The 25,991-nt window shown below is 64.2% G+C and carries 28 protein-coding genes; 17 read left to right on the top strand and 11 right to left on the bottom strand.

Going from position 1 to position 25,991, the window contains the following annotated elements:
- Positions 1 to 112 precede the first annotated feature (112 nt).
- Genes OX462_RS24835 through OX462_RS24815 form a run of 5 tightly spaced genes read left to right on the top strand, consistent with a single transcriptional unit; the run spans position 113 to position 4,975 of the window.
- Positions 113 to 1,312, top strand: coding sequence for a homoserine O-succinyltransferase MetX (locus OX462_RS24835; RefSeq protein ID WP_071650235.1), 1,200 nt, complete (start codon positions 113 to 115; stop codon positions 1,310 to 1,312).
- Entirely contained in the window at positions 1,309 to 1,920 is a 612-nt protein-coding gene (metW, locus tag OX462_RS24830) for a methionine biosynthesis protein MetW (protein ID WP_070222822.1), read from the top strand. Before OX462_RS24835 ends, metW begins: the two co-directional genes overlap by 4 nt.
- Complete coding sequence (locus OX462_RS24825; protein ID WP_070289934.1) at positions 1,920 to 3,179, top strand: AmpG family muropeptide MFS transporter; 1,260 nt, start codon at positions 1,920 to 1,922, stop codon at positions 3,177 to 3,179. Before metW ends, OX462_RS24825 begins: the two co-directional genes overlap by 1 nt.
- Positions 3,160 to 4,062, top strand: coding sequence for a M48 family metallopeptidase (locus OX462_RS24820; protein WP_070289936.1), 903 nt, complete (start codon positions 3,160 to 3,162; stop codon positions 4,060 to 4,062). Before OX462_RS24825 ends, OX462_RS24820 begins: the two co-directional genes overlap by 20 nt.
- 1 nt (position 4,063) lies before the next feature.
- Positions 4,064 to 4,975: a pseudouridine synthase gene (locus OX462_RS24815; protein ID WP_070289938.1), complete on the top strand. Its 912-nt coding sequence runs from the start codon at positions 4,064 to 4,066 to the stop codon at positions 4,973 to 4,975.
- Between the two features lie 134 nt (positions 4,976 to 5,109).
- Here OX462_RS24815 and OX462_RS24810 read toward each other — a convergent pair whose 3' ends face one another.
- Positions 5,110 to 5,886 carry an exodeoxyribonuclease III gene (locus tag OX462_RS24810; protein ID WP_070222814.1) on the bottom strand — a complete coding sequence of 259 codons (777 nt, stop codon included), beginning with the start codon at positions 5,884 to 5,886 and terminating at the stop codon, positions 5,110 to 5,112.
- A 109-nt stretch (positions 5,887 to 5,995) separates the two neighbouring features.
- On the opposite strand from OX462_RS24810, the gene pyrE reads away from it, so the two are divergent.
- Complete coding sequence (gene pyrE / locus OX462_RS24805; protein WP_070222812.1) at positions 5,996 to 6,658, top strand: orotate phosphoribosyltransferase; 663 nt, start codon at positions 5,996 to 5,998, stop codon at positions 6,656 to 6,658.
- Here pyrE and OX462_RS24800 read toward each other — a convergent pair.
- Together OX462_RS24800 and OX462_RS24795 are read right to left on the bottom strand one after the other, a co-directional pair.
- Positions 6,655 to 6,909 carry a GNAT family N-acetyltransferase gene (locus OX462_RS24800; RefSeq protein WP_070222810.1) on the bottom strand — a complete coding sequence of 85 codons (255 nt, stop codon included), beginning with the start codon at positions 6,907 to 6,909 and terminating at the stop codon, positions 6,655 to 6,657. The two genes, pyrE and OX462_RS24800, sit on opposite strands and share 4 nt — an antisense overlap.
- Complete coding sequence (locus OX462_RS24795) at positions 6,897 to 7,640, bottom strand: sulfite exporter TauE/SafE family protein (RefSeq protein ID WP_409027290.1); 744 nt, start codon at positions 7,638 to 7,640, stop codon at positions 6,897 to 6,899. Before OX462_RS24795 ends, OX462_RS24800 begins: the two co-directional genes overlap by 13 nt.
- Positions 7,641 to 7,765: 125 nt before the next feature.
- Here OX462_RS24795 and OX462_RS24790 point away from each other — a divergent pair, with 125 nt between their 5' ends.
- The 5 genes from OX462_RS24790 (at position 7,766) to OX462_RS24770 (ending at position 10,696) form a co-directional block, all read left to right on the top strand.
- On the top strand, positions 7,766 to 8,659 hold the full coding sequence (locus OX462_RS24790; protein ID WP_070222806.1) for a LysR family transcriptional regulator: 894 nt from the start codon (positions 7,766 to 7,768) through the stop codon (positions 8,657 to 8,659).
- 21 nt (positions 8,660 to 8,680) lie between these two features.
- A complete protein-coding gene (locus OX462_RS24785; RefSeq protein ID WP_409027289.1) occupies positions 8,681 to 9,550 on the top strand; it encodes an alpha/beta fold hydrolase in 870 nt (289 codons plus the stop codon).
- Positions 9,551 to 9,645: 95 nt separating this feature from the next.
- A complete protein-coding gene (locus tag OX462_RS24780) occupies positions 9,646 to 9,837 on the top strand; it encodes a YqaE/Pmp3 family membrane protein (protein WP_070222801.1) in 192 nt (63 codons plus the stop codon).
- Between the two features lie 65 nt (positions 9,838 to 9,902).
- Positions 9,903 to 10,367 carry a carboxypeptidase regulatory-like domain-containing protein gene (locus tag OX462_RS24775; protein ID WP_409027288.1) on the top strand — a complete coding sequence of 155 codons (465 nt, stop codon included), beginning with the start codon at positions 9,903 to 9,905 and terminating at the stop codon, positions 10,365 to 10,367.
- A complete protein-coding gene (locus OX462_RS24770; protein WP_409028781.1) occupies positions 10,367 to 10,696 on the top strand; it encodes a hypothetical protein in 330 nt (109 codons plus the stop codon). The genes OX462_RS24775 and OX462_RS24770 overlap by 1 nt, the downstream gene beginning before the upstream one ends.
- Here OX462_RS24770 and OX462_RS24765 read toward each other — a convergent pair.
- From OX462_RS24765 to gatC, 6 genes are all read right to left on the bottom strand, one after another.
- Entirely contained in the window at positions 10,689 to 11,726 is a 1,038-nt protein-coding gene (locus OX462_RS24765) for an oxidoreductase (protein WP_409027287.1), read from the bottom strand. The genes OX462_RS24770 and OX462_RS24765 overlap by 8 nt on opposite strands.
- A 247-nt stretch (positions 11,727 to 11,973) precedes the next feature.
- Positions 11,974 to 13,221, bottom strand: a complete 1,248-nt coding sequence (locus OX462_RS24760) for a TonB family protein (protein ID WP_409027286.1) — start codon at positions 13,219 to 13,221, stop codon at positions 11,974 to 11,976.
- Positions 13,218 to 13,601, bottom strand: coding sequence for a BlaI/MecI/CopY family transcriptional regulator (locus OX462_RS24755; protein ID WP_070222793.1), 384 nt, complete (start codon positions 13,599 to 13,601; stop codon positions 13,218 to 13,220). Before OX462_RS24755 ends, OX462_RS24760 begins: the two co-directional genes overlap by 4 nt.
- A gap of 190 nt (positions 13,602 to 13,791) precedes the next feature.
- Positions 13,792 to 15,294: an Asp-tRNA(Asn)/Glu-tRNA(Gln) amidotransferase subunit GatB gene (gene gatB, locus OX462_RS24750; RefSeq protein WP_409027285.1), complete on the bottom strand. Its 1,503-nt coding sequence runs from the start codon at positions 15,292 to 15,294 to the stop codon at positions 13,792 to 13,794.
- 8 nt (positions 15,295 to 15,302) lie between these two features.
- A complete protein-coding gene (gatA, locus tag OX462_RS24745) occupies positions 15,303 to 16,799 on the bottom strand; it encodes an Asp-tRNA(Asn)/Glu-tRNA(Gln) amidotransferase subunit GatA (protein WP_409027284.1) in 1,497 nt (498 codons plus the stop codon).
- A gap of 53 nt (positions 16,800 to 16,852) precedes the next feature.
- Positions 16,853 to 17,155 (bottom strand): Asp-tRNA(Asn)/Glu-tRNA(Gln) amidotransferase subunit GatC, encoded by a 303-nt coding sequence (gatC, locus tag OX462_RS24740; protein WP_070222787.1) that lies wholly within the window; start codon positions 17,153 to 17,155, stop codon positions 16,853 to 16,855.
- A 351-nt stretch (positions 17,156 to 17,506) separates the two neighbouring features.
- On the opposite strand from gatC, the gene OX462_RS24735 reads away from it, so the two are divergent.
- From OX462_RS24735 to OX462_RS24710, 6 genes are all read left to right on the top strand, one after another.
- On the top strand, positions 17,507 to 18,550 hold the full coding sequence (locus OX462_RS24735) for a rod shape-determining protein (protein WP_010393186.1): 1,044 nt from the start codon (positions 17,507 to 17,509) through the stop codon (positions 18,548 to 18,550).
- 108 nt (positions 18,551 to 18,658) lie between these two features.
- A complete protein-coding gene (gene mreC / locus OX462_RS24730; protein WP_070222785.1) occupies positions 18,659 to 19,720 on the top strand; it encodes a rod shape-determining protein MreC in 1,062 nt (353 codons plus the stop codon).
- Positions 19,717 to 20,229 (top strand): rod shape-determining protein MreD, encoded by a 513-nt coding sequence (gene mreD, locus OX462_RS24725; protein ID WP_035824494.1) that lies wholly within the window; start codon positions 19,717 to 19,719, stop codon positions 20,227 to 20,229. Before mreC ends, mreD begins: the two co-directional genes overlap by 4 nt.
- 12 nt (positions 20,230 to 20,241) lie before the next feature.
- Positions 20,242 to 22,212 (top strand): penicillin-binding protein 2, encoded by a 1,971-nt coding sequence (mrdA, locus tag OX462_RS24720; RefSeq protein ID WP_230506391.1) that lies wholly within the window; start codon positions 20,242 to 20,244, stop codon positions 22,210 to 22,212.
- 8 nt (positions 22,213 to 22,220) lie between these two features.
- The gene (gene rodA / locus OX462_RS24715) at positions 22,221 to 23,336 is read left to right on the top strand and encodes a rod shape-determining protein RodA (protein WP_070222781.1); all 1,116 of its coding nucleotides are present in this window, start codon (positions 22,221 to 22,223) and stop codon (positions 23,334 to 23,336) included.
- A complete protein-coding gene (locus tag OX462_RS24710; protein ID WP_070311062.1) occupies positions 23,336 to 24,388 on the top strand; it encodes a septal ring lytic transglycosylase RlpA family protein in 1,053 nt (350 codons plus the stop codon). Before rodA ends, OX462_RS24710 begins: the two co-directional genes overlap by 1 nt.
- A gap of 160 nt (positions 24,389 to 24,548) precedes the next feature.
- Here the strand turns inward: OX462_RS24710 and OX462_RS24705 are convergent, their stop codons facing one another.
- Together OX462_RS24705 and OX462_RS24700 are read right to left on the bottom strand one after the other, a co-directional pair.
- The gene (locus tag OX462_RS24705; RefSeq protein ID WP_121668430.1) at positions 24,549 to 25,238 is read right to left on the bottom strand and encodes an SPOR domain-containing protein; all 690 of its coding nucleotides are present in this window, start codon (positions 25,236 to 25,238) and stop codon (positions 24,549 to 24,551) included.
- Complete coding sequence (locus tag OX462_RS24700; RefSeq protein ID WP_409027283.1) at positions 25,232 to 25,990, bottom strand: type III pantothenate kinase; 759 nt, start codon at positions 25,988 to 25,990, stop codon at positions 25,232 to 25,234. Before OX462_RS24700 ends, OX462_RS24705 begins: the two co-directional genes overlap by 7 nt.
- Position 25,991 lies beyond the last annotated feature (1 nt).

Here is a 25,991-nt window from a genome sequence, read left to right as displayed (position 1 = left end):
ACACCTCGCGCGCGGCAAGAGGTGTCCTGATGTTAAAGTTGCAGCACCTATCATCGCGGTGCTGCATCGACCATGGCCCGTGGGGCCGCCCCCCTTTTATAAACCGACACACATGTCATCCATTGGAATCGTTTCGCCGCAAACCATGTATTTTGCGCAACCCCTGCAGCTGCAAAGCGGCGCATCGCTGCGGGACTATATGTTGATGTATGAAACCTACGGCACCCTGAACGCCGACAAATCGAACGCGGTGCTGGTCTGCCACGCCCTGAACGCCTCGCACCACGTGGCCGGCGTCTATGCGGACGAGCCGAAAAGCACGGGCTGGTGGGACAATATGGTCGGCCCCGGCAAGCCGCTCGACACGGACAAGTTCTTCGTCATCGGCGTCAACAACCTCGGCTCCTGCTTCGGCTCGACGGGCCCCATGCACACCAATCCCGCCACCGGCAAGCCGTATGGCGCCAGCTTCCCCGTCGTGACGGTGGAAGACTGGGTCAGCGCGCAGGCGCGCCTGGCCGATGAACTGGGCATCACCCAGTTCGCCGCCGTGATGGGCGGATCGCTGGGCGGCATGCAGGCGCTGGCGTGGAGCATCATGTTCCCCGAGCGGCTGCGCCACTGCGTGGTGATCGCCTCGACGGCCAAGCTGTCGGCGCAAAACATCGCCTTCAATGACGTGGCGCGCCAGGCCATCCTGTCCGACCCCGATTACCATGGCGGCGACTTCTATGCGCACGGCGTGGTGCCGAAGAACGGCTTGCGCGTGGCGCGCATGGTGGGCCACATCACGTATCTGTCGAATGACGACATGGCCGAGAAATTCGGCCGCAAGCTGCGCGACGCGGCGCAGACGGGCGACTACAAATTCGGCTTCGGCATCGACTTCGAGATCGAATCGTATCTGCGCTACCAGGGAGACAAGTTCTCCGAGTACTTCGACGCGAACACGTATTTATTGATCACCAAGGCGCTCGACTATTTCGATCCGGCGCGCGCGCATGGCGGCGACCTGGCCAAAGCCCTGTCGGGTACCAAGGCCAGGTTCTTCCTCGCCTCGTTTTCCACCGACTGGCGCTTCTCGCCAGAACGCAGCCGCGAGATCGTCGAAGCGCTGGTGTGCAACCGCCGCCAGGTCACGTATGCCGAAATCGACGCGCCGCACGGCCACGACGCCTTCCTGCTGGAAGATGCGCGCTACATGAACATGGTGCGCGCCTATTATGGCCAGGTTTGGAACGACATCGGGGCGGGCTTGCCCGCTCCTGCACCGCACACCGCCGTCCGCCAGGGCGCCAAGGAGACCGCATGACTTTTGACGAATTGAGCGCGCTGCGCCCCGACCTGGCCTTCATCGCCCATTGGGTGCCGAACAACGCGCATGTGCTGGACGTGGGCTGCGGCGAAGGCGTGATGCTGCAGTATCTGCAAAGCGACAAGGAGTGCAGCGGCTATGGCATCGAGATCGCCGACGACAAGGTGCTGGCCAGCACCCTGCGCGGCGTGAACGTGATCCAGCAGGACATGGAAAAGGGCCTGGCCATCTTTGGCGACAACAGTTTCGATACGGTGCTGTGCCTGTCGTCCTTGCAGATGATGAAGCAGGTCGAGCCGCTGCTGCGCGACATCGTGCGCGTGGGCGCCGAGGCTATCGTCTCGTTCCCCAACTTCGCCTACTGGCCGCACCGCGTGGCCTTGCTGAAAGGCCGCATGCCCGTGTCGAAGTCGCTGCCCTACCAGTGGTACGACACGCCCAACGTGCGCTGCGCCACCATCAACGACTTCCGCGAGCTGGCCGAGGAATGCGGCCTGGAAGTGATCGAATGCGTGGCCCTGGCCGAAGGCAAGATGGTTTCCGTGCTGCCGAACCTGCGTGGCGACCTGGCCGTCTTCCGCCTGCGTAAAAAAGCGGTGCATTGATGAGCACAAGCCCGGCGCCCGGCTGGCGTTCCTATGCCAATGGCCGCATGCTGGCCGTGCTGGTGCTGGGCTTCAGTTCCGGCCTGCCCCTGTTCATCCTGCTGTACCTGCTGCAGGCATGGCTGGCCAAGTCGGGCTTGAACGTCAAGGCGCTGGGGCTGTTCGCCCTGGTGCAGTTCCCGTACATCTGGAAATTCCTGTGGGCGCCCCTGATGGACCGCTACCGCATCCTGGGACTGGGACGCCGGCGCGGCTGGATGGCGCTCACGCAAGTGGCGCTGTTCTTTTCCATCGGCGCCATGGGCATGCTCGATCCGCTCACGCAGATCGGCCTGATCGCGGCCGCCGCCGGCGGCGTGGCCTTTCTGTCGGCCAGCCAGGACATCGTCATCGACGCCTACCGGCGTGAAATCCTTGCCGACAACGAGCAGGGCCTGGGCGCGGCCGTCATCGTCAACGCGTATAAAGTGGCGGGCATGGTGCCGGGCGCGCTGTCGCTGATCCTGGCCGACCGCATGCCATGGCAGCCCGTGTTCTGGATCACGGCCGCCTTCATGCTGCCGGGCCTCATGTGCACCTTGCTGATCAGGGAACCCACCGTGTACGGCTCGCCGCCAAAGACCATGCGCGAAGCGATCATCCTGCCGTTCCAGGAATTCATCGCACGCGATGGTTGGCGTAACGCAATGTGGATACTTGCCTTCGTATTACTCTACAAAATCGGCGACAGCATGGCCACGGCGCTGGCGACGAAGTTCTATCTGGACCTGGGTTTTTCCATGACGCAGATCGGCCTGGCCGCCAACACCACGGGTTTCTGGGCCAGCCTGGCCGGTGGCGTGGTCGGTGGCGTGTGGATGCTCAAGCTGGGCATCAACCGGGGCCTGTGGGTGTTTGGCGCGCTGCAGGCGATCGCGATTCTGGGTTTCGCCTGGCTGGCGCAGGTGGGGCCGAATACCATGCTGCTCAGCGCCGTGATCGGTTTTGAAGCCTTCGCCAGCCTGGGCCTGGGCGCGGCCGCCTTTGTCGCGTTCCTGTCGCGCACCACGGACCCGCGCTATACGGCCACGCAATATGCCTTGTTTTCCAGCCTGAGCGCCGTGCCGCGCACCCTGATCAATGCCTCGGTGGGCTTTCTGGTCGCGGAATTGGGCTGGTTCTCGTTTTTCATCGTGTGCTTCTTCCTGGCCTTTCCGGCCATGATGATGCTGCCTAAAATTGCTCCATGGAGGTCTGCCAATGGCACCAATATCCCTTAAACGTTACGCCATCCTGGCCAGCCTGTGCGCGGCCACCGCGCTGGCGCCCCTGTCCGCCCATGCCCAGCAGGCGACGGTCCAGGACGGCATCAAGGTGCGTCCCCTGTCGACGTCGCGCATCTTTGCCGGCGGCGCCGATTTCAATGCACAATCGAAGCAGCAATATGCGCAGCTGGTCAACGAGGCGAAGGAAAAAAATGCGCTGGTGCCCGACAGCGATCCGCAAGTGAAACGCCTGCGCGCCATCGCCCAGCGCATCATCCCGTTTGCCACGCGCTGGAACGAGGCGGCGGCCGACTGGAACTGGCAGGTCAACCTGCTCAATTCCGACCAGGTCAATGCATTCTGCATGCCGGGCGGGCAGATCGCTTTTTACAGCGGCATCATCACCAAGCTGAATCTGACCGACGACGAAGTGGCCATCGTCATGGGCCATGAGATTTCGCACGCCTTGCGCGAACACTCGCAGGCGCAGGCGGGCAAGGGCAACCTGGCCGCCGTCGGCGCCAAGCTGGCCGGCGCCGGACTGTCGGCCTGGCTCGGTGTCGATCCGAGCATCACCAGTACCGCCACGAATATGGCGGCGCAGGGCGTGATGCTGAAGTTTTCGCGCGACGATGAACGCGAAGCGGACTTGATCGGCATGGACCTGGCCGCGCGCGCCGGTTTCGACCCGCGCGCCGGTGTCATCCTGTGGCAGAAAATGGCGGCCGTGAGCAAGGGCGCGCCGCCGGAATTCCTCTCGACGCACCCGTCGGGCAAGGACCGTATCTCGCAGATGAACAGCCACATGGCGCAAGTGCTGCCCCTGTACGCGCGCAGCAAGGGCGTCAGCGTGGACGCCTTGCCGCCATACCGCAGCAACGCCATCGCGCAGCGCTAGGATGACCAAGCGTCACGCCGCCGCACCTTTGCCCATGCGCGACGGCGTGGCGGCCAGCTACCTGTGGCTGCCGGAAGGGCAGTGGCCGGACATGCTGTCCTTTCTGGTCGAGCGCTATCCGCAGATCAGCGCCGCGCAATGGAGGGACCGCATGGCGCGCGGTGAAGTGGTCGATGGCGACGGCGCCGTGCTGGCGCCCGGCAGCGGATACAAGCGCGGCATGCGCATTTTTTACTACCGCGAGCTGGAGCGGGAAACGCCGATTCCCTTCCAGGAAGATATCCTGTTTCAGGACGAGCATCTGATCGTGGTCGACAAGCCGCATTTCCTGCCCATGACGCCGGGCGGGCGCTTCGTGCAGGAGACCTTGCTGACGCGCCTGAAGAAACGGCTCGATAGCGCCGACCTCACGCCGATCCACCGCCTCGACCGCGAGACGGCCGGCGTGGTGATTTTTTCGCGCCAGATCGCCAGCCGTGGCGCCTATCAGTCGCTGTTCCAGCGCCGCGAGGTGCGCAAGACGTACGAGGCGCTGGCGCCCGTGCTGGCGGGACGCGATTTTCCATTTACCTACCACAGCCGCATGGTCGAGGGCGCGCAGTTTTTCCTCATGCGCGAGGAAGCGGGCGAGCCGAACTCGGAAACCGTCATCGACGTGATCGAAGAGCGCGGCGGCGTGAATCTGTACCGGCTGCAGCCGCATACGGGGCGCAAGCACCAGCTGCGCGTGCACCTGGCCTCGCTGGGCATCCCCATCGTCAACGATGCGTTTTACCCGGTGGCCCTGCCGTGCAAGGAAGACGACATGTCGCAGCCCTTGCAGCTGCTGGCGCGGGCCATCGATTTCACGGACCCTTTGAGCGGCGAGCCGCGCCATTTCGAAAGCCGGCGCGTGCTGGCGTGGCATGCTTAATCCGCCACCATCACTGACGTGCCAACAATGCTGTCGGATTACGGTCCTGCGGACCTAATCCGACCTACGGCAGATTCAGCGTAGGTCGGGTTAGCGCGCAGCGCGTAAGCCGACACTACCACGGACGTATCAGATCAGCCCTTGACCGTGTAATCGATGATCAACGGTGCGTGATCGGAAAACCGCTCGTCCTTGTAGACGCTGACCGTATGCGCCTGGGCTGCGATGCCGGGCGTGGCGACGTGGTAATCGATGCGCCAGCCCACGTTCTTCGCGTAGGCTTGTCCGCGGTTGCTCCACCACGTGTACTGGTCTTCGCGCTTGTCCAGGCCGCGGTGCACGTCGACAAAGCCCACTTCGTCGAAGACGCGCGTCAGCCACGCACGCTCTTCCGGCAGGAAGCCGGAATTCTTTTTGTTGCCCTTCCAGTTCTTCAGGTCGATTTCATGGTGGGCGATGTTCCAGTCGCCGCAGATGACCACTTCGCGGCCCAGCGCCTTCAATTCCAGCAGGTGCGGCAGGAACAGTTCCATGAAGCGAAACTTGGCTTCCTGGCGTTCCGGCCCGGACGAGCCGGACGGGCAGTACACGGAAATGACGGACAGGTTGCCAAAATCGCAGCGCACGTAGCGGCCTTCGGCATCGAATTCAGGGCTGCCGAAACCGATATGCACGGCGTCCGGTTCCACCTTGCTGTATACGCCCGTGCCGGAGTAGCCCTTTTTCTCGGCATAGTGGAAATGGCCATGGTAGCCGTGCGGGTTGAGGAATTCCGGCGTCATGTCGGGCAGCTGCGCCTTCAATTCCTGTACGCAGATGAAATCGGCCGTCTGCGTGCCCATCCAGTTGAAAAAGCCTTTTTTGGCGGCGGAACGGATGCCGTTCAGGTTGGCGGAGATAATTTTTGGCATAGAGTGAGAATGAAAAGGGCGCTGGACGGGGCCGGCGGGCGCGGCATGGCGATTGTCTCGCCGCTGCGCGCGGATTAAAATACAGGCACTTTTAAAAAATGAGGCTAATGTGAATAATTTACGCCAGCAGTTTATCGCGTTTTCAGTATCCAAGGGAGTCTTGCGGTTTGGCGAGTTCACCACCAAGGCCGGGCGATCATCGCCGTACTTCTTCAATGCGGGCCTGTTCCATGACGGCGCCACCCTGGCCGAACTGGCGCAGTTCTACGCGCAGACCCTGCTCGACTCGGGCGTGGAATTCGACATGCTGTTCGGCCCCGCCTACAAGGGCATCACCCTGGCGTCGGCCACCGCCGTGGCGCTGGCCGGCAAGGGCCGCAACACCTCGTTCGCCTTCAACCGCAAGGAAGCCAAGGATCACGGCGAAGGCGGCACCATCGTCGGCGCCAAGCTGCATGGCAAAGTTGTCATCATTGACGATGTGATCTCGGCCGGCACCTCGGTGCGCGAATCGGTGGACATGATCCGCGCCGCCGGCGCCGAGCCATGCGCCGTGCTGATCGCCCTGGACCGCATGGAGCGTTCCGGCCCGGACGGCCAGCTGTCGCCAAGTTCGGCGGTGCAGGAAGTGTCGAAACAGTACGGCATTCCCGTCATCTCGATCGGCAACCTGGACGACTTGTTCGGCTACCTGAACGGCGCGGGCGCCGATCCGGAACTGCTCCAATACAAGGATGCCGTTTCCGCGTACCGCACGCGCTACGGTATTTAAGTCGTCTTTTCCAGCAGCGCCCGCAGCCGCGGGTCGCTGCAGGCGGCGCCAGCTTGCGGATGGCATTGCAGCAGCCGCTGCAGCAGCGCGCCGCCGATGCCGCGCCGGCGGAACGGCGGTTTCACGAACAGCATGTTCACCGTCACTTCATCGGCGTCCCTGCTGATATCGAGCATGGCCACCTGCTGGCCGTCGATCCACGCGCACAGCGCGCTGTCCCCTTGCCAGTCTATCCGCATCACGCCAGCCATGGTTTGACCGCCGCATGCAGGCCCAGGGCGAACAGGCCGATAAAAAAGCAGCGCTTGAATACCTGCTGCGCGATGCGCCCGCGCAGCCATTGACCGGCCAGCATGCCGGCCAGCGCCGGCAGCAGCGCATACGCGGATGCGCCGGCCGCGCCGAGGCTGAAGTCGCCGTGCAGGGCCAGGCTGGCCGCCAGCGCCACCGTTGATGCCGTAAAGGCCAGGCCCAGCGCCTGCACCAGCGCATCGCGCGCCAGCCCCAGTCCCTGCAGATACGGCACGGCGGGGATCACGAACACGCCCGTGGCGGCCGTCACCAGTCCCGTCACGGCGCCTGCCACGGGGTTCAGCCAGGCTTCGTGCCGCGCCGGCACGCGCAGCTGCAGCGAGAACAGGCCCGCCAGCGCATACAGCATCAGCGCCACGCCCAGCGCGACGACGGCCCAGGCGCCGCTGTCGGCCGGCAGCAGGGCGCCGCCCGCCACGGTAGCGGCCATGACGGCGGCCAGCATGGGCCACAGGCGCCGCAGCAGCGCGCGCAGGCCGGGGCCGGCCGCCAGTTGCCAGATATTCGTCACCATCGACGGCACGATCAACAGGGCCGCCGCCTGCACGGGCGGCATGACGAGGCTGAGCGTGCCCATGGCCACCGTCGGCAAGCCCAATCCGACTACGCCCTTGACGAAGCCAGCGACGAGGAAGCTGGCGCCGACGGCCAGCAGAAATGACGTCTCCATTTTTTCTGTTCCACAGTAAATTGCGTGAATTCTGCGCGTGCTGGGCGGTTTCGCCAAGGTGGATTATTTTGAGTCAGCCTCGGTAAAATACGAAGGCTGGTAAGATGGTGAAAAGGAGAGCCGTCATGCGCTTTGATCTGGTCGATTTGCAGCTGTTCGTCAACGTGGTGGAAGCGGGCAGCCTGACGGCGGGCGCCGCGCGCAGCCATCTCGCATTGGCCTCCAGCAGTGCGCGCGTGCGCGGCATGGAAGAGATGCTGGGCATGCCCTTGCTGCTGCGGGGCCGGCGCGGCGTGGAGCCGACGCCCGTGGGCCAGACCCTGCTGCATCACGCGCGCCTCGTCTTGCTGCAAATGGAGAAAATGCGTGGCGAGCTTGGCGAGTTTGCGCGCGGCTTGAAAGGGCAGTTGCGCCTGCTGTGCAATACGGCCGCGCTCAGCGAATTTTTGCCCGAGGCGCTAGGCGCTTTTCTCGACCGCCATCCGAACCTGACCATCGACCTGGAAGAGCGCCTCAGTTACGATATCGTCAAGGCCGTCTCGGAAGGGCTGGCCGACATGGGCATCGTGTCCGACTCGGTCGACATGCGCGGCTTGCAGACGTTTTTGTTCCGCCCCGACCGGCTGGTGGTGATCGCCGCGGCCGACGGCGTGCATCACCGCGCCCTGGGCCAGGATGGCGTCGTCGCGTTCTCCACGCTGCTGGATCACGATTTCATCGGCCTGGCCGACGACAGCGCGATGCAGCAGTATCTGGGCATGCATGCGGCACGCCTGGGCCGCCCCTTGAAGGTGCGCGTGCGACTGCGCAGCTTCGATGCCGTGTGCCGCATGGTGGCCAGCGGCGTGGGCATCAGCGTGGTGCCGCTGGCGGCGGCCAGCCGCTGCCAGCAAACGATGGCGCTGCGCTGCCTGGAATTATCCGATCCCTGGTCGGTACGCAATCTGACGATCTGCGTGCGCCAGTTCAGTGAATTACCCCTGTATGCGCGCCAGTTGATCGATCATCTGAAGGCGTGACAGGGCATGACAGGAGCAGCAATGCGTTTTTCAGAAGACAAGATGGCCAGCCTGCTGTGCAGCGACCGGGTCGAACGGCCCATCCACATCTGGCAGCCGCCACAGCCCCCTCGCGCCGTGATCCTGGCGATCCACGGCGGCATGGCGCATGCGGGCGACTACGTCACGCCGGCGCTATACTTCCGCCAGCACGGCATCGCCACCGTCAGCTTCGACATGGTGGGCCACGACGGCAAGCGCAAGGTGGACATCCCCTCGTTCGACGCCTTCCTTGACGACGAAGAGCTGTTCCTCGCCTGGGTCAAGCAGGCGTATCCGGGCGTGCCGATCTTCGTCATGGGCCACTCCATGGGCGGCCTGATCGCCACCCACCTGGGGCTGCGCCGCTTTGCGGGCGATCCGGCCATCAAGGGATTTGTGATTTCATCGCCGTATTACGTGAATGCGATTCCCGTGCCGAAGGTGCTGCAGATGCTGTCGGGCTGGCTGGCGCGGCGCTTCCCCACGATGAAGGTGCCGCTGGGTAACCTGACCATGCTGCTCACGCATGACCAGACCATCACCGCGCGCCATTTCCAGGACGAGCGCGACGGCATACGCGCCAGTGCGGCGTCGGTGCGGTTTGCCCATGCGCTGACGTCGGCGCAAAAGGAACTGGCGGGCGGCCTGTCGGACTGGCGCTTCCCCCTGTTCGCCGCGGTGGCGGGCGACGACAAGCTGGCCGACAGCCGCGCCACGGAAAGCCTGCTGCGCAGCGTGCCCGATGGCTTGCTCGACTATCATTTTTATCCGGCCAATTATCACGAGAATTTCAATGAAGTGAACCGCGAGACGATCTTTGCCGCCATCCTGGCCTGGATGGAGAAACTGCTGGCACCCGTGCAGGCTTGAGGGCCGGGTATCGTTATAATCGGCTTGACTGCATTTACCGCCGGCGCATGCCGGCCCGGTCCCCGCGGCACAGGGGAATACTCAAGGAACGAACGATGCGCTTGCTGATTGCCCTGTTACTCCCATGGCTGACCTTTTTCACGATCGGCCGTCCGATCGCCGGCATCATTTGCCTGATCCTGCAAATCACCTTGATCGGCTGGCTGCCGGCCACGATCTGGGCCGTATATGCGCTGAGCCAGTACAAGACGGACCAGAAGATCGCCGACGCCATGCGCCGGCGTTGATGTAGGGCTAAGGCCTGTTTAAGCTGCGCTTCCTATCTTGATTCAACCGACATGAGGAGAGTGAGATGGCATCAAACAGACGCGGTACCCTGGGCCTGGCGGCGGCGATGCTGGCCGCCGGGCTGTTGCTGGGAAGTGCGGCGCAGGCGCAAACCGACGGTGCACTGCCGCCCGTGCAGAAAAGCGGGGCGGTGGAGTATCTGAGCGGCGGCATCGGCCTCGATGAGTCGACGGCCATCAAGAGCGCCAGCCGACATTGGCCCTTGAGTCTCGTGTTTTCCGTGCAGGCGGCGGGCAAGGCGGAATTTGCCTCCGATGTGAAGCTGGAAATACGCGATGCCAAGGGCGCTCCGGTGCTCGATACGACGGCCAGCGGACCGTTCCTGCTGGCGAAACTGCCGCCAGGCAGCTACAGCCTGCGCGCCACCCTGGCCGGCAAGTCGCTGGAGCGCAAGGTGCAGATCAAGGCGGGCAGTTCCGCGCGCGTGGAGCTGGTCTGGCCGGCGGGAACGAACCAGGGCCGGCCTTGATGTCTGGCGACGGCAAGGCGCCCGAACGGGACTTGTCGGCGCGGGGCTTGTCGGCACATATCCTGCCCACGTCGGCGACGATGGTCGGCGTGTGCATGACGGTGCTGTCGATCGGGCATCTGGCGCCGCGCGGCGACATGCGCGTGGTCATCGACAAGCTGCTCGCCGTCGATGCCATCGTCTTTCTCGTCAGCGCAGTGCTCTCGTTCATGTCGCTGCGCCCCGGCCAGTCGCGCTTGCGCTACGAATCGTGGGGCGAGCTGTTGTTCATCTGCGGCCTGGCCTTGCTGGCGCTGGGCGCCGTGGTGCTGGCCTTCGTCATCAACTGACCGCGAGCACGCGCCCTTCGGCGGCGCTTTGCAGCGCCAGTTCGATCAGGCGTATCGTCGCTGCCGCATCCTCGGCCGCCACCGGCGCCGGTGCGCCGTGGCGGATGGCGTCGGCCATGCCCTGGTAAAAGTCCTGGTAGCGGCCCGCCTGCATCTCGAGGTGTTCGCAATGGCCGTCCGGCTGCGTGCCCAGGTGCAGCGCGCCGCGCACGGGGTCCACGCCCCAGCCGGGCTGGCCCGGCCTGCCGCCCGCCTTCAGCGCATCTTCCTGCGGATCGAGGCCGAATTTCACGAAACTGCCCTTGTCGCCATGCACGGCGAAGCGCGCCGTCGGCGCCTTCACCAGGCAGCCCGCTTGCAGCACCACGCGCAGCCGGTCGTAATACAAAACGATGTGCATGTAGTCGACGGCTTGCGCGCCATCGCGCTGCAGGACGATATCGGCGTACAGTTTTTCCGGCTTGCCGAACAGCTGCATGGCCTGGTCCAGCATGTGCGGACCCAGGTCGTACAGCAAGCCGCCGCCCGGCGCGCCGGATTCGCGCCAGCGCTGGCGGATCTCGGGGCGGAAACGGTCGAAGTGCGATTCGACGCTGGCGATGCGCCCCAGCGTGCCTTGCGCCAGCAGCGCTTGCAGGGTCAGGAAGTCGCCATCCCAGCGCCGGTTGTGATACACGCTGAGCACCAGCTGGCGCTCTTTCGCCAGCGCGATCAGACTCTGCGCCTCCGCGCTGGAAATGGTGAAGGGCTTGTCGACCACCACGTGTTTGCCCGCCTGCAGGGCCGCCTGCGCCAGGCTGAAGTGCGCCTCGTTGGGCGCGGCGATGACGACCAGCTCGATGGACGGATCGGCAAACAGCTGCGCGGGTTCCGCATACACGGTCGCGTGCGGCCAATCCTTGTGCACGAGCTCGGGCTTGCTGGAGGCGACGGCCGCCAGTTCCAGGGCATCGATGGCGGACAGGACGGGAGCGTGGAAGGTGGAGCCGGCAAAGCCGTAGCCGACCAGGCCGGTTTTGATCTTGTTCATGGCGGATTCACAGGTGCGTGGAAGAATCCATGATCATACCCGCAAGCGGGCGGCGGCACCGCTGCAGCAATGCTGCCACGATGCCGCCGCGCATGCTTTAGAGCCTATCCCAGTAGGGAGCGTCTTTTGCAAGCAGCACATCAGGAGCGCGGACAAGGCGCGAGGAGGACGCGTGGCGAGCCACGCGACGACTCCCCGCTTCTGAGGGGCGCTTGCAAGAGATGTATTCATCTACTGGGATAGGATCTTAGTTCAGGCTCCAGACGTATTGCACCTTGACGCTGGCGCTGACCGGCTTGCCGCCAGCGAGGGCCGGCTTGAACGTGCACTTGGCAATGCCAGTGCGCGCCGCCTCGTCGAGGGCAGGATGGCCGCTGCTCTTGACCACGCTTGACCCTTGGACCTTGCCGGTGGCGTCGACATCAAAGGACAGGTTGACCGTGCCCGTTTCCTTCGCCTGCAGCGATGCGGGCGGGTAGACCGGTTTGCCGCACACGCCAAAGTCGATGACGGGGCGGCGCTCCAGCACGGGTGCGCTGTCGGCGGCGACGGCCTGGCCGTAGATGCCGAGGCAGGCGCCGGCCAATGCCAGCAGCGGCACGGCCGCCTTCCAGTTCAGGGCTTGTGGTGCGGGGCGCAGCAATCGTTTGATACGTGACATAAGATCTCCTCCGTTGGCCGCCTGGGCCAGGTGGTGGGTTGAGAACTGGAGACGTTCCAGTTCCGAGAGTGCAAGAGCCAGACGCCGCGGTTCGCCCAGTTGTCTTGCTGCGAAATCATCTGCAATATGTTCGCGTTCGAGGCGCACGCCGCGTGAAATCCACCAGACGGCGGGGTGGAAGAACAGCAGCGCCTCGATGGCGTTTTGCAGCAGGTTGACCAGATAATCGTGGCGCCGGATGTGCGCCAGTTCATGCGCCAGCAGCGCATCGAGCAGGTGGGGCGGCATGCCGGTGAGCAGTGCCGCGGGCACCAGCACCATGGGGCGCCAGATGCCGGCCGTGAGCGGACTGGCGATGTTGTCGAGCACGCGCAGCCGCACGGGCCGCGCCACGCCGGCATCGTGCGCCATGCGCGACAGCCTTGTCTGCAGTTGTCCATGCGTGGTGCCCGTGTTCCTGGCGCTGCGCTCTATCCACAGCATGCCCAGCGCCATGCGCACGGCCAGCACGGCGGCGCACAGGGCCCACACGCCGACGACGGCGCGCAGCAGCAGGTCCAGGTCGGGCAGGCTGTCGGGCGCCAGCAGTGCGGCGGGCAGCAAGGCGCTGGAGTACAGCGCGCCCGTGGTATCGGCCCCGGCCAGGCGCAGATACAAGCCCGCCGCCGGCCACGCCAGGCAGGCCAGCAGGGCGCCGCAACCGACGGCGTAGCGCGCCTCGGGACGCGCATTGCGCAGGGCCGCCCACGCCAGCGCCGTGGCGCAGCCGATCAGCAGCCCTTGCCACAGGAAGTGCAGCAGGGTCCAGCCCAGCGCCGGCACGAAGCCGCTCATGACTGATCGTCCTTGAGCATTTTTTCGATTTCCTCGCGTTCGGCGCGCGACACGCCCGTGCGCAGCGCCGCCAGCACCAGCGCCTTGGCCGAACCGGCAAAGGCCTTCTGCATCAATTCCTTCAGCAGATTCGTCTGCAGGCTGTCCTGCGCCTGCGCTGGCGCATACACGTGCGAGCGCTGGCTTTCGTCGCGGATCAGCAAGCCCTTGCCGTGCATGATCTGCATCAGGCGCAGCACGGTGCCATAGGTGATGGCCGGCTTGGCCAGCGCCATCGCCTCGTGCACCTGCTTGGCCGTGGCCGCACCCAGCGGCCACAGCGCCTGCAGCAGATCGAGCTCGGCTGCCGTCGGTTTCGGGATGTCGTGCGTCTTGGTCATGCGGTCTTCCTCTTGCCTGAAATTCAATATGGCTAGATTAAACCTTGTAGACAAAAATGTATACTTTAATTTTCAGTGGCGTATAAACGCCTGTCAGACGTGACATAAAACGTAGACAAGCTTGTTTATGAGGAGACCCGGCAGGCAAAAAAAAAGACGCCGCAGCGTCTTTTTTTGGGGCGAGTGAAAATTATCCAGCCAGCTTGGCCTTCAGCAGTTCCGTCAGCTGGGCCGGGTTGGCCTTGCCCTTGGATGCCTTCATGGCCTGGCCGATCAGCGCGTTGATCGCCGCTTCCTTGCCGGCGCGGTACTGCTCCACCGACTTGGCGTTGGCCGCCAGTACTTCATCGACGATGGCTTCCAGCGCGCCCGAATCCGAGATCTGCTTCAAGCCCTTGGCGTCGATGATGGCGTCGACCAGATGCTCGTCGTTTGACTTCGCTTCCCACATGCCGGCGAAGACTTCCTTTGCCGCCTTGTTCGAGATCGTGCCGTCGGCGATGCGCTTGAGCATGGCGGCCAGCTGGGCGGCGGAGACGGGCGCGTCGTCCAGGTCCACGCCTTCGCGGTTCAGGGTCGACGAGACGTCGCCCATCAGCCAGTTGGCGGCGGCCTTGGCGTTTTCCTTGCCGGCCTTCTCGACCACGGCGACGAAGTAGGTGGCCATGGCTTTCGATTGCGTCAGCACCAGCGCATCGTAGTCCGGCAGTGCGTATTCGCTGATGAAGCGGGCGCGCATGGCGGCCGGCAGTTCCGGCATCGAGGCCTTGACCGTGTCGATCCACGCTTGCGAGATGACCAGCGGCGGCAGGTCAGGGTCCGGGAAGTAGCGGTAATCCTGGGCGTCTTCCTTGCTGCGCATTTCGCGCGTTTCCTTGCGGTCCGGATCGTACAAACGCGTCGCCTGCACGACCTTGCCGCCGTCTTCGATCAGTTCGATCTGGCGGCGCACTTCGACGTGCACGGCTTCCTCGATGAAGCGGAAGGAGTTCAGGTTCTTGATCTCGCAGCGGGTGCCGAATTCCTTCTGGCCGACGGGACGCACGGAAACGTTGACGTCGCAGCGGAACGAGCCTTCCTGCATGTTGCCGTCGCAAACGCCCAGCCACATGACCAGCGAGTGCAGGGCCTTGGCGTAGGCCACGGCTTCGGCGGCGCTGCGGATTTCCGGTTCCGAGACGATTTCCAGCAGCGGCGTGCCGGCGCGGTTCAAGTCGATGCCGCTCATGCCGGCATAGTCTTCATGCAAGGACTTCCCGGCGTCTTCTTCCAGGTGGGCGCGCGTCAGGTTCACCGTCTTGGTGACGAATTCGCCATCCTTTTCGTAGCCGAAGGTCAGGGCGCCGCCGATGACGACGGGGTCCTCGAACTGGCTGATCTGGTAGCCCTTGGGCGAATCGGGATAAAAATAGTTTTTGCGGGCGAAGACCGAGTGCGGCGCGACGGTCGCGCCCACGGCCAGGCCGAAGCGGATCGCGCGGTCGACGGCCTGCTTGTTCATCACCGGCAGCACGCCGGGCAGCGCCAGATCGACGGGGCTCGCCTGCGTGTTGGCTTCGGCGCCGTACTTGATCGGCGAACCGCTGAAAATTTTGGATTCGGTCGTGAGCTGCACGTGGTTCTCAAGACCGATGACGACTTCCCATTGCATAGTGTTCTCGCTTAATTTGGTGGCGCCGCCTGGGCGGCGCAAATTTTTTCTTAGATGCCGGCCGTTGCGTTGCCTGGAGCACGCGTATGCCAGTCCGTCACTTGCTGGAATTGGTGGGCCACGTTCAGCAGTTTGGCTTCGCCAAAATAATTGCCGATGATTTGCAGGCCGACGGGGCGCTTGCCACTCTTCTCTCCTGCGCCGAAGCCGCACGGTATCGACATGCCGGGCAGGCCGGCCAGGCTGGTCGACAGGGTGTAGATGTCGGCCAGGTAGTTCGCCACCGGGTCGTCCGTCTTGTCGCCCAGGTCCCAGGCGACGGTCGGCGCGACGGGGCCCATGATGACGTCGCAGACGGCGTTCGGGCCATTCAGGACGGCGTCGAAATCCTGCGCGATCAGGCGGCGGATCTTTTGCGCCTTCAGATAGTAGGCGTCGTAGTAGCCGTGGCACAGCACGTAGGTGCCGACCATGATGCGGCGCTGCACTTCCGGACCGAAGCCCTGGGCGCGCGACTTCTTGTACATGTCCTGCAAGTCCTTGTACTCGGCCGCGCGGTGGCCGTAGCGCACGCCGTCGTAGCGCGACAGGTTCGACGATGCTTCGGCCGGGGCGATCATGTAATAGGCGGGAATCGACAGGGCCGTATTCGGCAGCGAGATGTCGACCAGGGTGGCGCCCAGCTTTTCATACTGCGCCAGCGCGCCGCGCACGGCCGCTTCCACGTCCTTGGCCAGGCCCTCGCCGAAGTACTCGCGCGGCACGCCGATGCGCAAGCCCGTCAACGGCTGGCCCAGTTCACGTGAAAAATCTTCCGCCACGCCGCCCTGTTCCGGGGACAGACTGGTCGAGTCGCGTTCGTCGAAGCCGGCCATGGCGGTGAGCAGCAGGGCGCAGTCTTCGGCCGAGCGGGCCATCGGGCCGCCCTGGTCCAGCGACGAGGCAAAGGCGATCATGCCGAAGCGCGAGACGCGGCCATACGTCGGCTTGATGCCGGTGATGCCGCAGAAGGCGGCCGGCTGGCGGATCGAGCCGCCCGTATCGGTGCCGGTAGCCGCTGGCGTGAGGCCGGCGGCGACGGCGGCGGCCGAGCCGCCGGACGAGCCGCCCGGCACGGCTGTTTTATCCCACGGGTTCTGCACGGCGCCGAAGGCCGAGTTCTCGTTGCCGGAACCCATGGCGAATTCATCGCAGTTGACCTTGCCCAAAGTGACCATGCCGGCCGCCTGGAATTTTTCCACCACGGTGGCGTCAAACGGGCTGGCGTAGTTGGCCAGCATTTTCGAGCCGGCCGTCGTGCGCCAGCCTTTCGTGACGAACAAGTCCTTGTGCGCGATCGGCACGCCCGTCAATGGCGTGGCCGTGCCGGCGGCGATGCGCGCGTCGGCGTCGGCTGCTTGCGCCAGGGTCAGCGCACGGTCGACGTGCAGGAATGCGTTCGAGTTGTCCGCTTCGATGCGGTCGAGGAAATGCGTCGCCAGTGCAACGGCGGAAATTTCCTTGTTCTGCAAAAGCGTGGACAGCTGTTTGATGGATTTTGTATGCATGGCGTTTCTATTGTGATATTCGGCAAGAAGGCGGGAACGGCGCAACGGCGTGTTTATTCGATAACCTTGGGCACCAGGTACAGGCCATCCTGTACCTTCGGCGCCACGGCCTGGTAGGCGTCGCGGCGATTCTGTTCGGTGGCGACGTCTTCGCGCAGGCGCAGGGCGATATTGTCCATGTGGGCGGCCAGCGGGTGGCTCAGGGGCGCCACGCCATCGGTATTGACGGCTTGCATTTGTTCCGCCAGTGCGAAAATCTTGTTCAATTGGGCCAAAGACGTGACGGCCTGGTCGTCGGCCATTTCAAGTTGGGCCAGGTGGGCGATGCGTTTTACGTCGGAGAGTGTCAGGGACATGGCGAATGGCGCGGAGTGCCGCGCATTAGTATTAAGTTGGCGTTTTGATAAAACGCGGGTATTTACTGCTATTTTGCTCACAAAAATCGAGGAATGCCGCGTAACTCGCGGCTGCAAGAGTCGCACTTTTCCATGGTTTTTGAGCAAATCGCATTCAAATTATAAGGTAGAATGGCGGGTTAATGCGTTGCCGGCGCTGATGGACCGCTGCCGCAGCATAGAAAAGATTGCGCAAGCGCCAAGCGAAACCCGAAAAAATCGCCTCCACGGATTTTCAGGGTGCCTGAAAGCGCCCGCTTTGAAACTCCCCATAAACAGCTTTTGCGCAGCTCGATGCGCTACAGGACACTCATGTTTGGTTTTTTACGCAGGTATATCTCCACCGATCTGGCCATTGACTTGGGCACGGCCAACACCCTTATTTATGTACGCGGCCTCGGTATCGTCCTGGACGAGCCATCCGTCGTCGCCATCCGCCAGGAAGGCGGTCCGAATGGCAAGAAGACCATTCAGGCAGTCGGCAAGGAAGCCAAGCAGATGCTGGGCAAAGTGCCGGGCAATATCGAAGCGATTCGTCCGATGAAAGATGGCGTGATCGCCGACTTCACCGTGACCGAACAAATGCTCAAGCAATTCATCCGCATGGTGCATGACTCGAAATTCTTCCGTCCATCGCCGCGCATCATCATTTGCGTGCCGTGCGGTTCGACCCAGGTCGAACGCCGCGCGATCCGTGAATCGGCCCTGGGCGCCGGCGCCTCGCAGGTGTACCTGATCGAGGAACCGATGGCAGCGGCCATCGGCGCGGGCTTGCCCGTGTCGGAAGCGACCGGCTCGATGGTGGTCGACATCGGCGGCGGCACGACGGAAGTGGGCATCATCTCGCTCGGCGGCATGGTCTACAAGGGTTCCGTGCGCGTGGGTGGCGACAAGTTCGATGAAGCCATCGTCAACTACATCCGCCGCAACTACGGCATGCTGATCGGCGAACAGACGGCCGAAGCCATCAAGAAGGCCATCGGTTCGGCTTTCCCTGGTTCGGAAGTGAAGGAAATGGAAGTCAAGGGCCGCAACCTGTCCGAAGGCATTCCGCGTTCGTTCACCATTTCCAGCAACGAGATCCTCGAAGCGCTGACCGACCCGCTGAACAACATCGTCTCGGCCGTGAAAAACGCGCTGGAACAGACGCCGCCGGAACTGGGCGCCGACATCGCCGAAAAAGGCATGATGCTGACGGGTGGCGGCGCGCTGCTGCGCGACCTGGACCGCCTGCTGATGGAGGAAACCGGCCTGCCGGTGCTGGTGGCCGAGGACCCGCTCACCTGCGTGGTGCGCGGTTCCGGGATGGCACTGGAACGTATGGACAAGCTCGGCTCGATCTTCTCCTACGAATAATCTGACAGAAGGGCCGGAAACCATTCCGGCCTTTTTTTGGTTTTGGCGCCGGCGTCTGACCGGGGCCTGCACGTTGGCGCACTGCGCCTGGCCTGATTATTGGAAGTCATGGAATACAGTCCTCCGCCACTTTTCAAACAAGGCGCCTCCGCCCGCGTCAAGATGATGGTGTTCGCCGGCATTTCTATCGCCCTGCTGCTGGTCGATTCGCGCATGCACGCGCTGACGGCCGTGCGTCAGGCGGTCGGCACCGTGCTGTATCCGGTGCAGATGGCGGCCCTGGTGCCGCGCGACGTGGCGCTGGGCGTCGGCAATTACTTTTCTTCGCTGTCGGCCCTGGAAAAACAGGTGCGCGACCTGAAGCACGAACAGATCGCCTCGGCGCAGATCCTGCAGCAGGCGCAGCTCAACATCGTTGAAAACAACCACCTGCGCAAGCTGATGGAAGCGCGCGAGCGCGTGCCCGTCAAGACCATGATGGCCGAAGTGCTGTACGACACGCGCGATTCGGCCTCGCGCAAGATCGTGCTCGATCGCGGCATCCAGAATGGCGTGGAACTGGGCCGCCCCGTGATCGACAACCTGGGCGTGGTGGGGCAGGTCACGCGCGTGTTCCCGTTCACCTCCGAAGTAACGCTCTTGACCGATGAAGAGCAGGCCATTCCCGTGCAGCTGCTGCGCAACGGCGTGCGCAGCGTGGCCATCGGCCGCGGCAAGTCGGGCACCATGGAGCTGCGCTTCACGGCCCCCAGCGCCGACATCCAGATCGGCGACATCGTCATCACCTCGGGCCTCGACGGCCTGTACCCGGCCGGCCTGGCCGTGGCGCGCGTGACCCTGGTCGAGCGCAATGCGCATGGCCCGTTCGGTCGCGTCGTGTGCCAGCCGCTGGCCGGCATCGAACGCAACACCCAGCTGCTCATCCTGATGACGTCGCCCGATATTCCGCCGCGCCCGCCCGCCGAAGATGTCAAGACGGGCCGCAAGATCGCCGGCAAGATGGCGCCGATCAAGGACCCGGCCAAGGAGCCTGCCGCCGCCGCGACAGCCCCCGCCGCGAAGCCGCCCGCCAGCGCAGCGCCGAAACCGGCGGCGCCGGCAGGACCTGCCGCAACGCCTGTAACAACGCCAGCACCTGCCGCCGTGCCACCGAAGGAAGCGACACGATGAACCGCCCGCATTACATCCTGCTGCCGGTCAGCCCCCTGTTCATCGGTTTTTCCCTGCTGTGCGCTTTTTTGCTGAATCTGCTGCCATGGGGCCAGTTTGTCGGCGTGCCCGATTTCGTCGCGCTGGTGCTGGTCTTCTGGGGCATCCACCAGCCGCGCAAGGTCGGCATCGGCGTCGCGTTCTTCATGGGCCTGATGATGGACGTGCACGATTCGACCCTGTTGGGCGAGAATGCCTTGGCGTATACCTTGCTGTCGTATTTCGCCATCATGATGCACCGGCGCGTGCTGTGGTTCCCCATCCTGACGCAGGCGCTGCACGTGCTGCCGCTGCTGCTGCTGACGCAGGCGCTGCAATTGCTGACGCGGCTGATCGTCTCGGGCCGTTTCCCCGGCTGGCTCAATTTCATCGAGAGCTTCGTCGCCGTCGCCCTCTGGCCTTTCGTGACGTGGATCCTGCTGGCGCCGCAGCGCCGCGCCGTGGACCGCGACCATAACCGGCCGATCTGACGGGCGCCTGCCATGACCGAACTGAAAAATACCGAGCGCGAACTGCATTTTTTCCGCATGCGCCTGACCATCCTGGGCGCGCTCGTCTTCGTCTGCTTTTCGCTGCTGCTGGCGCGCTTCATCTGGCTGCAGGTGATCAAGCACGAAGACTACGCGACCAAGGCCGAGGACAACCGCATCGCCGTGGTGCCCATCGTGCCCACGCGCGGCCTGATCCTCGACCGCAACGGCGTGGTCTTGGCGCGCAATTACTCGGCCTACACGCTGGAAATCACGCCGTCGAAATTGAGCGCCAGCCTCGATTCGGTGATCGACGAGCTGTCGACCCTGGTGCAGATCGATATCAAGGACCGCCGTCGCTTCAAGAAACTGCTGGAAGAATCGAAGAACTTCGTCAGCGTGCCGCTGCGCACGCGCCTGACGGACGAGGAAGTGGCGCGCTTCACGGCGCAGCGTTTCCGCTTCCCCGGCGTGGAAGTGCAGGCGCGCCTGTTCCGCCAGTATCCGATGGGCGAGGTGGCCTCGCACGTGGTGGGCTTCATCGGCCGCATCAACCGCAATGAAGCCAAGGCGCTGGAAGAGGGCGAGGACGCGGCCAACTACAACGGCACCGACCATATCGGCAAGGAAGGCCTGGAAAAAAGCTACGAAAAGCAGCTGCATGGCACCACCGGCTACGAAGAAGTGGAAGTGTCGGCCGGCGGGCGCGCCATGCGCACCCTGTCGCGCACGGCGGCCACCCCCGGCAACAACCTGATTCTGTCGATCGACATCGAACTGCAGAAGGTGGTCGAGGAAGCGTTCGGCGAATGGCGCGGCGCTGCCGTGGCCATCGACCCGGCCACGGGCGACATCCTGGCCTACGTCTCCAAGCCAGGCTACGACCCGAACCTGTTCGTCGACGGCATCGACCAGCAAAGCTGGAACGAACTCAATACCTCGCTGGACCGGCCGATGGTCAACCGGCCCCTGTCGGGCACCTACGCGCCCGGTTCGACCTTCAAGCCCTTCATGGCGCTGGCCGCGCTGGAACTGGGCAAGCGCACGCCGAGCCAGTCGATTTCCGATCCCGGCTTCTTCATCCTCGGCGGCCACACCTTCCGCGACGACAAGGTGGGCGGCCATGGCACGGTGGACATGCACAAGTCCATCGTCGTCTCGTGCAACACCTATTACTATCAGCTGGGCCGTGACATGGGCATCGACGCCATCCACGACTTCATGAAGCCGTTCGGTTTCGGCCAGCTGACCGGCATCGACCTGAATAATGAAAAGACGGGCGTGCTGCCGTCGACGGAGTGGAAGCGCAACCGCTTCAAGACGCCGCAGCAGAAAAAATGGGTGGGCGGCGACACGATTTCGGTGAGTAACGGCTCCGGCTACAACTCCTACACGCCGCTGCAGATCGCCCACGCGACGGCCAACCTGGCCAATAACGGCGTGGTGATGAAGCCGCATCTGGTGAAGATCATCGAAGACGCGAGCACGCGTGCGCGCACCCTGACGGTACCGAAGGAAAGCTACCGCATCGCGCTCAAGCAGGAAAACATCGACATCATCAAGCGCGCCATGGTGGGCGTGACCAGCGAGCAGGGCGGCACGGCCGCGCGCATCTTCACCGGCGTGCAGTACACGGTGGGCGGCAAGACGGGCACGGCGCAGGTGGTCGGCATCAAGAAAAACGAAAAGTACAATGCCAAGCTGCTGGCCGAGCGCCTGCGCGACAACGCCCTGTTTACGGCCTTCGCGCCGGCCGACAAGCCGCGCATCGCGATAGCCATCGTGGTGGAAAACGCGGGCTTCGGCGCCGGCGTGGCCGCGCCGATCGCGCGCAAGGCGCTCGACTACTACCTGCTGGGCAAGCGTCCGAGCGACAAGGAAAAGGACACCACCAAGGTGCCCAAGGAAGATGTCGACGAAGTGCGCACCCTGGAAGAAATCACCGACGAGCAGGCCGCCCCGGCGCCGCCTGCCAGGCAATAAGGAAGCACATGCCCATTAACGAGAGGCGCTCGCTGTGGCGGCGCGCCAAACCCTACCTGGCGGTGTTCGATCCGCCGCTGATGATCATCATCCTGATGCTGCTGTGCACCAGCCTGCTGACCCTGTATTCGGCCAGCATCGGCATCCCCGGCAAGATCGAGGACCATCTGCGCAACATCATGCTGTGCTTTTTCGTCATGTGGGTGGCGGCCAACGTCACGCCGCAGATGATGATGCGCATCGCCGTGCCGGCGTACACGGTATCGGTGATCTTGCTGGTGGCCGTGGCGCTGTTCGGCACCATCAAGCTCGGTGCGCGGCGCTGGCTGCATATCGGCGTGATCGACATCCAGCCGTCCGAATTCCTGAAGATCGCCACGCCGCTGATGCTGGCCTGGTTCTTCCAGCATAATGCGGGCGCCCTGCGCTGGAAATCGTTCCTGATGGCGGCCGTGCTGCTGCTGGTGCCCGTCTACCTGATCGCGCGCCAGCCCGACCTGGGCACGGCGCTGCTGGTGGTGGCGGCCGGCTTTACCGTCATTTTCCTGGCCGGCCTGTCGTGGAAGGTGCTGGCCGGCTTGCTGATCACCTTTGTTTCCTGCCTGCCGATCGCCTGGTCGCACCTGCATGATTACCAGCGCGACCGCGTGATGATGCTGATCGACCCGACCAAGGACCCGCTGGGCAAGGGCTTCCATATCATCCAGTCCATCATCGCCATCGGTTCCGGCGGCATGACGGGCAAGGGCTGGACGCACGGCACGCAGGCTCACCTGGAATTCGTTCCGGAGCGCACCACCGACTTCATCTTCGCCGTGTATTCGGAGGAGTTCGGCCTGGTCGGTAATCTGATTCTGATGCTGATGTATTTACTGCTGGTGGGACGGGGGATGATGATCGCCGCCAACGCCCCCAGTTTTTTCACTCGCCTGCTGGCAGGAGCGATAACTATGATTTTCTTTACGTATGCGTTTGTCAACATGGGCATGGTCAGCGGCATCGTGCCGGTGGTCGGCGTTCCCCTTCCATTCCTCAGCTATGGCGGCACCGCGCTGCTGACCCTGGGCGTGGCCACCGGCATCCTGATGAGCATTCAGCGCCACCGCAAGCTGGTGCAGACCTGATGCGGGCGCCTGTCGATACCTTCGCCATGCGCGGGCTGAGCCTTGCCGCCTTGCTGACCCTGGCCGCCTGCGGCACCGCGCCGCACAAGCCCGCGTCGAACAACGTGCCGCTGCCGTCGGGCGGCAAGGTCAAGGTGCCCGTGCGCCAGGATCCCACCTTGCCGGTCTTGCCGGCGGCCGGCTCCGGGCGCGGCGGCTACTACAAGGATGACGGTCCGGGCGACAATCCGCCTGCCAACCTGCGCGACGTGCCCGATGCGGAAGTGCGCAACGAACCGTATTCGACGCGCTCGAATCGCCCGTATGTTGTCTTCGGCAAGACGTACACGCCGATCACCGACAACGAGCCATTCAAGCAAAAGGGCACGGGCACCTGGTATGGCAAGAAATTCCATGGCCAGCGCACTTCGTCGGGCGAAATCTACGATATGTACAAGATGACGGCGGCCCATCCGACCTTGCCGATTCCATCGTATGCGCGCGTGACGAGCATCGACAGCGGCGAGCAGGTGATCGTGCGCATCAACGACCGCGGCCCGTTCCACGCCACGCGCGTGATCGACGTGTCCTACACGGCGGCGCTGAAACTGGGCTTTCTCGGCAAGGGCAGCCACCAGGTGGTCGTCGAACGCCTGCTGCCGGCCGATATCGACGCCATCCTGGCGGCCCGCGCGGCGCCCAAGCCGGTGCCGTCGGTGGTGGCCATCTCCATCGATACGCCGGCCGACAGCGAACCGGAAATGCGCGCCGTGGTGCAGCCTGAAATCACCGCGCTGTCAGCGGTCGATGCCACCGTGGCCGCGCCCGCGCCAGCGGCGCTGGCCACCGGCTTCTACCTGCAGCTGGGCGCCTATTCGCGTGCGGACAATGCGGAAGCGGGCCGCGCGCAACTGGCGCCGTATGCGCAAACGCTGGGCAATCTTGATGTGGTGCCGGCCGGCCCGTTGTTCCGCCTGTACGGCGGACCGTTCACGAGCCGCACCGATGCGGCGCGCGCGGCGGCCAGCCTGCCGGCGTCGGCGGGTGTCAAACCGATCGTCATTGAGAGATGAGCGTAGGTCGGATTAGCGTGCAAGCGCGTAATCCGACACCATGGTTGGCGTCGCTGGCGTTGTCGGATTACGCGCAAGCGCTAATCCGACCTACCTGGCTGCAGCACAGTGAGCATCGCAGGTTGCCTATGCCGGACGCGCAGTAGGTTTGGTCCGGCGCTTATTTACAGGAGCGCAGTTCCTGCTCGTCGAACTGCTTCGTGATCTCGGCCAGCCGCGCGCGCGTGGCGGCGTCGAGGTCGCGGAACTGGTAGGCGAATTGCTTGCTGGCGCTGTAGCGCGGCGCGACGCGGGCGCTGTGCACGCCCTGTTTGTTGAGCGATGCCAGCTGGCTTTGCGCGCTCGTTTCCGACTTGAATACGCCCAGTGAAATGCCCCAGCGCAGCGGGCTGTTTTCGTTCATGATGAAGTAATTCGTCACGCCCAGCTGCTTCAATTCGCCGGCCTTGCGGTCGGCGCCTTCCTTGCTGCCCTGCGGCGGGATGTACACCATGTAGCTGGAAATGTCCTGGCCGGCGACGTTGCGGCGCGACTGGCGGTCGCCCAGGCTCAGCGCGGCCACTTGCGCTTCGAAGCGGCGGCCATCGGCCAGCAGGAAATTGCCCACCTCCGTGCACGCATACGATGGCGGCGGCGCCGGCGTTTCTGCGGCGACCGGCGCAGGCGCTGTGGCCACGGCCGGTGCGGTCGCCTGCTCCTGCGTCAGCAAGGTGAGCTTGCCCGCCTGCAGCTGGTTTTTCAGGCGCGCCGGTTCGCGCGTCTCGCTGCGAAAACTGCCCAGATAACCCTGGCCGATGGCCAGCACCAGCAGGTTGACGCCGGCCAGCAGCCAGAAGACGAATTTCAGCATACGTGGTTTCCTTGTGTTCCTGCGGCCCCGGCGCGCGCGGCCGCCTGCAGGCCGATCATGACGATATTGTCGACCAGGTGCAGCGGCACCGCCAGCGCCAGGGCCGGTGCGATGCGCGCTGCGGCGCCGCCCGACAGCAGGCAGGCGCTGGCGCCGTGCATGCGCACGGCCCGTTCGATGGCGCCCGCCTGCGCCGCCAGGCAGCCGGAGAGGATGGCGTCGTCCGTATTGTCGGCAAAACCGGCCGGCAGCGCAGCGTCGCTGGCGATGTGCGGCAGCTGCGCCGTGTTGCGCGCCAGCGAACTGGCCATCAATCCCAGTCCAGGCAAGATCATCCCGCCGAGGAAAACGCCTTCGGCCGTGATGGCGTCGATGGTGGTGGCGGTGCCGCAATTGGCGACGATGACGGCCTGGCCAGGCGCCAGCGCGTGCGCGCCGATGGCGGCGGCAAAGCGGTCGCAGCCCAGTTGCGACGGCGCGCGGTAGCCGTTCGTCAGTCCGGCCAGCTGCGGCAGCGAGACAAAGTCACGCGGCACGACCGGCAGCATGGCGCGCAGGCGCGTGCCGATGACGGCGCCGGCCACGTTCGACAGCAGCGCTTCGCTGATGGCCAGTGGCGCCCAGTGCGCGGCCAGGGTGTCGATCTGCGCATGCGCGACGGCGCCGCTGGCCAGCCAGCCGCCGGGGGCGCTGTCGGCGGCCACGAGCGCCCATTTGATGCGCGTATTGCCGGCGTCGATCAGCAGCAGCATG

Source organism: Janthinobacterium aestuarii (assembly GCF_046113285.1).
Lineage (GTDB): Bacteria > Pseudomonadota > Gammaproteobacteria > Burkholderiales > Burkholderiaceae_D > Janthinobacterium.
The sequence above is the reverse complement of the archived record's forward strand: the minus strand, read 5'-3'. Positions and strand labels throughout refer to the sequence as shown.

Coding starts and splice junctions, on each gene's coding strand:
- OX462_RS24835 (WP_071650235.1), top strand. CDS start 113: ATGTCATCCATTGGAATCGTTTCGCCGCAAACCATGTATTTTGCGCAA.
- metW (WP_070222822.1), top strand. CDS start 1,309: ATGACTTTTGACGAATTGAGCGCGCTGCGCCCCGACCTGGCCTTCATC.
- OX462_RS24825 (WP_070289934.1), top strand. CDS start 1,920: ATGAGCACAAGCCCGGCGCCCGGCTGGCGTTCCTATGCCAATGGCCGC.
- OX462_RS24820 (WP_070289936.1), top strand. CDS start 3,160: ATGGCACCAATATCCCTTAAACGTTACGCCATCCTGGCCAGCCTGTGC.
- OX462_RS24815 (WP_070289938.1), top strand. CDS start 4,064: ATGACCAAGCGTCACGCCGCCGCACCTTTGCCCATGCGCGACGGCGTG.
- OX462_RS24810 (WP_070222814.1), bottom strand. CDS start 5,886: ATGCCAAAAATTATCTCCGCCAACCTGAACGGCATCCGTTCCGCCGCC.
- OX462_RS24800 (WP_070222810.1), bottom strand. CDS start 6,909: ATGGCTGGCGTGATGCGGATAGACTGGCAAGGGGACAGCGCGCTGTGC.
- OX462_RS24795 (WP_409027290.1), bottom strand. CDS start 7,640: ATGGAGACGTCATTTCTGCTGGCCGTCGGCGCCAGCTTCCTCGTCGCT.
- OX462_RS24790 (WP_070222806.1), top strand. CDS start 7,766: ATGCGCTTTGATCTGGTCGATTTGCAGCTGTTCGTCAACGTGGTGGAA.
- OX462_RS24785 (WP_409027289.1), top strand. CDS start 8,681: ATGCGTTTTTCAGAAGACAAGATGGCCAGCCTGCTGTGCAGCGACCGG.
- OX462_RS24780 (WP_070222801.1), top strand. CDS start 9,646: ATGCGCTTGCTGATTGCCCTGTTACTCCCATGGCTGACCTTTTTCACG.
- OX462_RS24775 (WP_409027288.1), top strand. CDS start 9,903: ATGGCATCAAACAGACGCGGTACCCTGGGCCTGGCGGCGGCGATGCTG.
- OX462_RS24770 (WP_409028781.1), top strand. CDS start 10,367: ATGTCTGGCGACGGCAAGGCGCCCGAACGGGACTTGTCGGCGCGGGGC.
- OX462_RS24765 (WP_409027287.1), bottom strand. CDS start 11,726: ATGAACAAGATCAAAACCGGCCTGGTCGGCTACGGCTTTGCCGGCTCC.
- OX462_RS24760 (WP_409027286.1), bottom strand. CDS start 13,221: ATGAGCGGCTTCGTGCCGGCGCTGGGCTGGACCCTGCTGCACTTCCTG.
- OX462_RS24755 (WP_070222793.1), bottom strand. CDS start 13,601: ATGACCAAGACGCACGACATCCCGAAACCGACGGCAGCCGAGCTCGAT.
- gatA (WP_409027284.1), bottom strand. CDS start 16,799: ATGCATACAAAATCCATCAAACAGCTGTCCACGCTTTTGCAGAACAAG.
- gatC (WP_070222787.1), bottom strand. CDS start 17,155: ATGTCCCTGACACTCTCCGACGTAAAACGCATCGCCCACCTGGCCCAA.
- OX462_RS24735 (WP_010393186.1), top strand. CDS start 17,507: ATGTTTGGTTTTTTACGCAGGTATATCTCCACCGATCTGGCCATTGAC.
- mreC (WP_070222785.1), top strand. CDS start 18,659: ATGGAATACAGTCCTCCGCCACTTTTCAAACAAGGCGCCTCCGCCCGC.
- mreD (WP_035824494.1), top strand. CDS start 19,717: ATGAACCGCCCGCATTACATCCTGCTGCCGGTCAGCCCCCTGTTCATC.
- mrdA (WP_230506391.1), top strand. CDS start 20,242: ATGACCGAACTGAAAAATACCGAGCGCGAACTGCATTTTTTCCGCATG.
- rodA (WP_070222781.1), top strand. CDS start 22,221: ATGCCCATTAACGAGAGGCGCTCGCTGTGGCGGCGCGCCAAACCCTAC.
- OX462_RS24710 (WP_070311062.1), top strand. CDS start 23,336: ATGCGGGCGCCTGTCGATACCTTCGCCATGCGCGGGCTGAGCCTTGCC.
- OX462_RS24705 (WP_121668430.1), bottom strand. CDS start 25,238: ATGCTGAAATTCGTCTTCTGGCTGCTGGCCGGCGTCAACCTGCTGGTG.
- OX462_RS24700 (WP_409027283.1), bottom strand. CDS start 25,990: ATGCTGCTGCTGATCGACGCCGGCAATACGCGCATCAAATGGGCGCTC.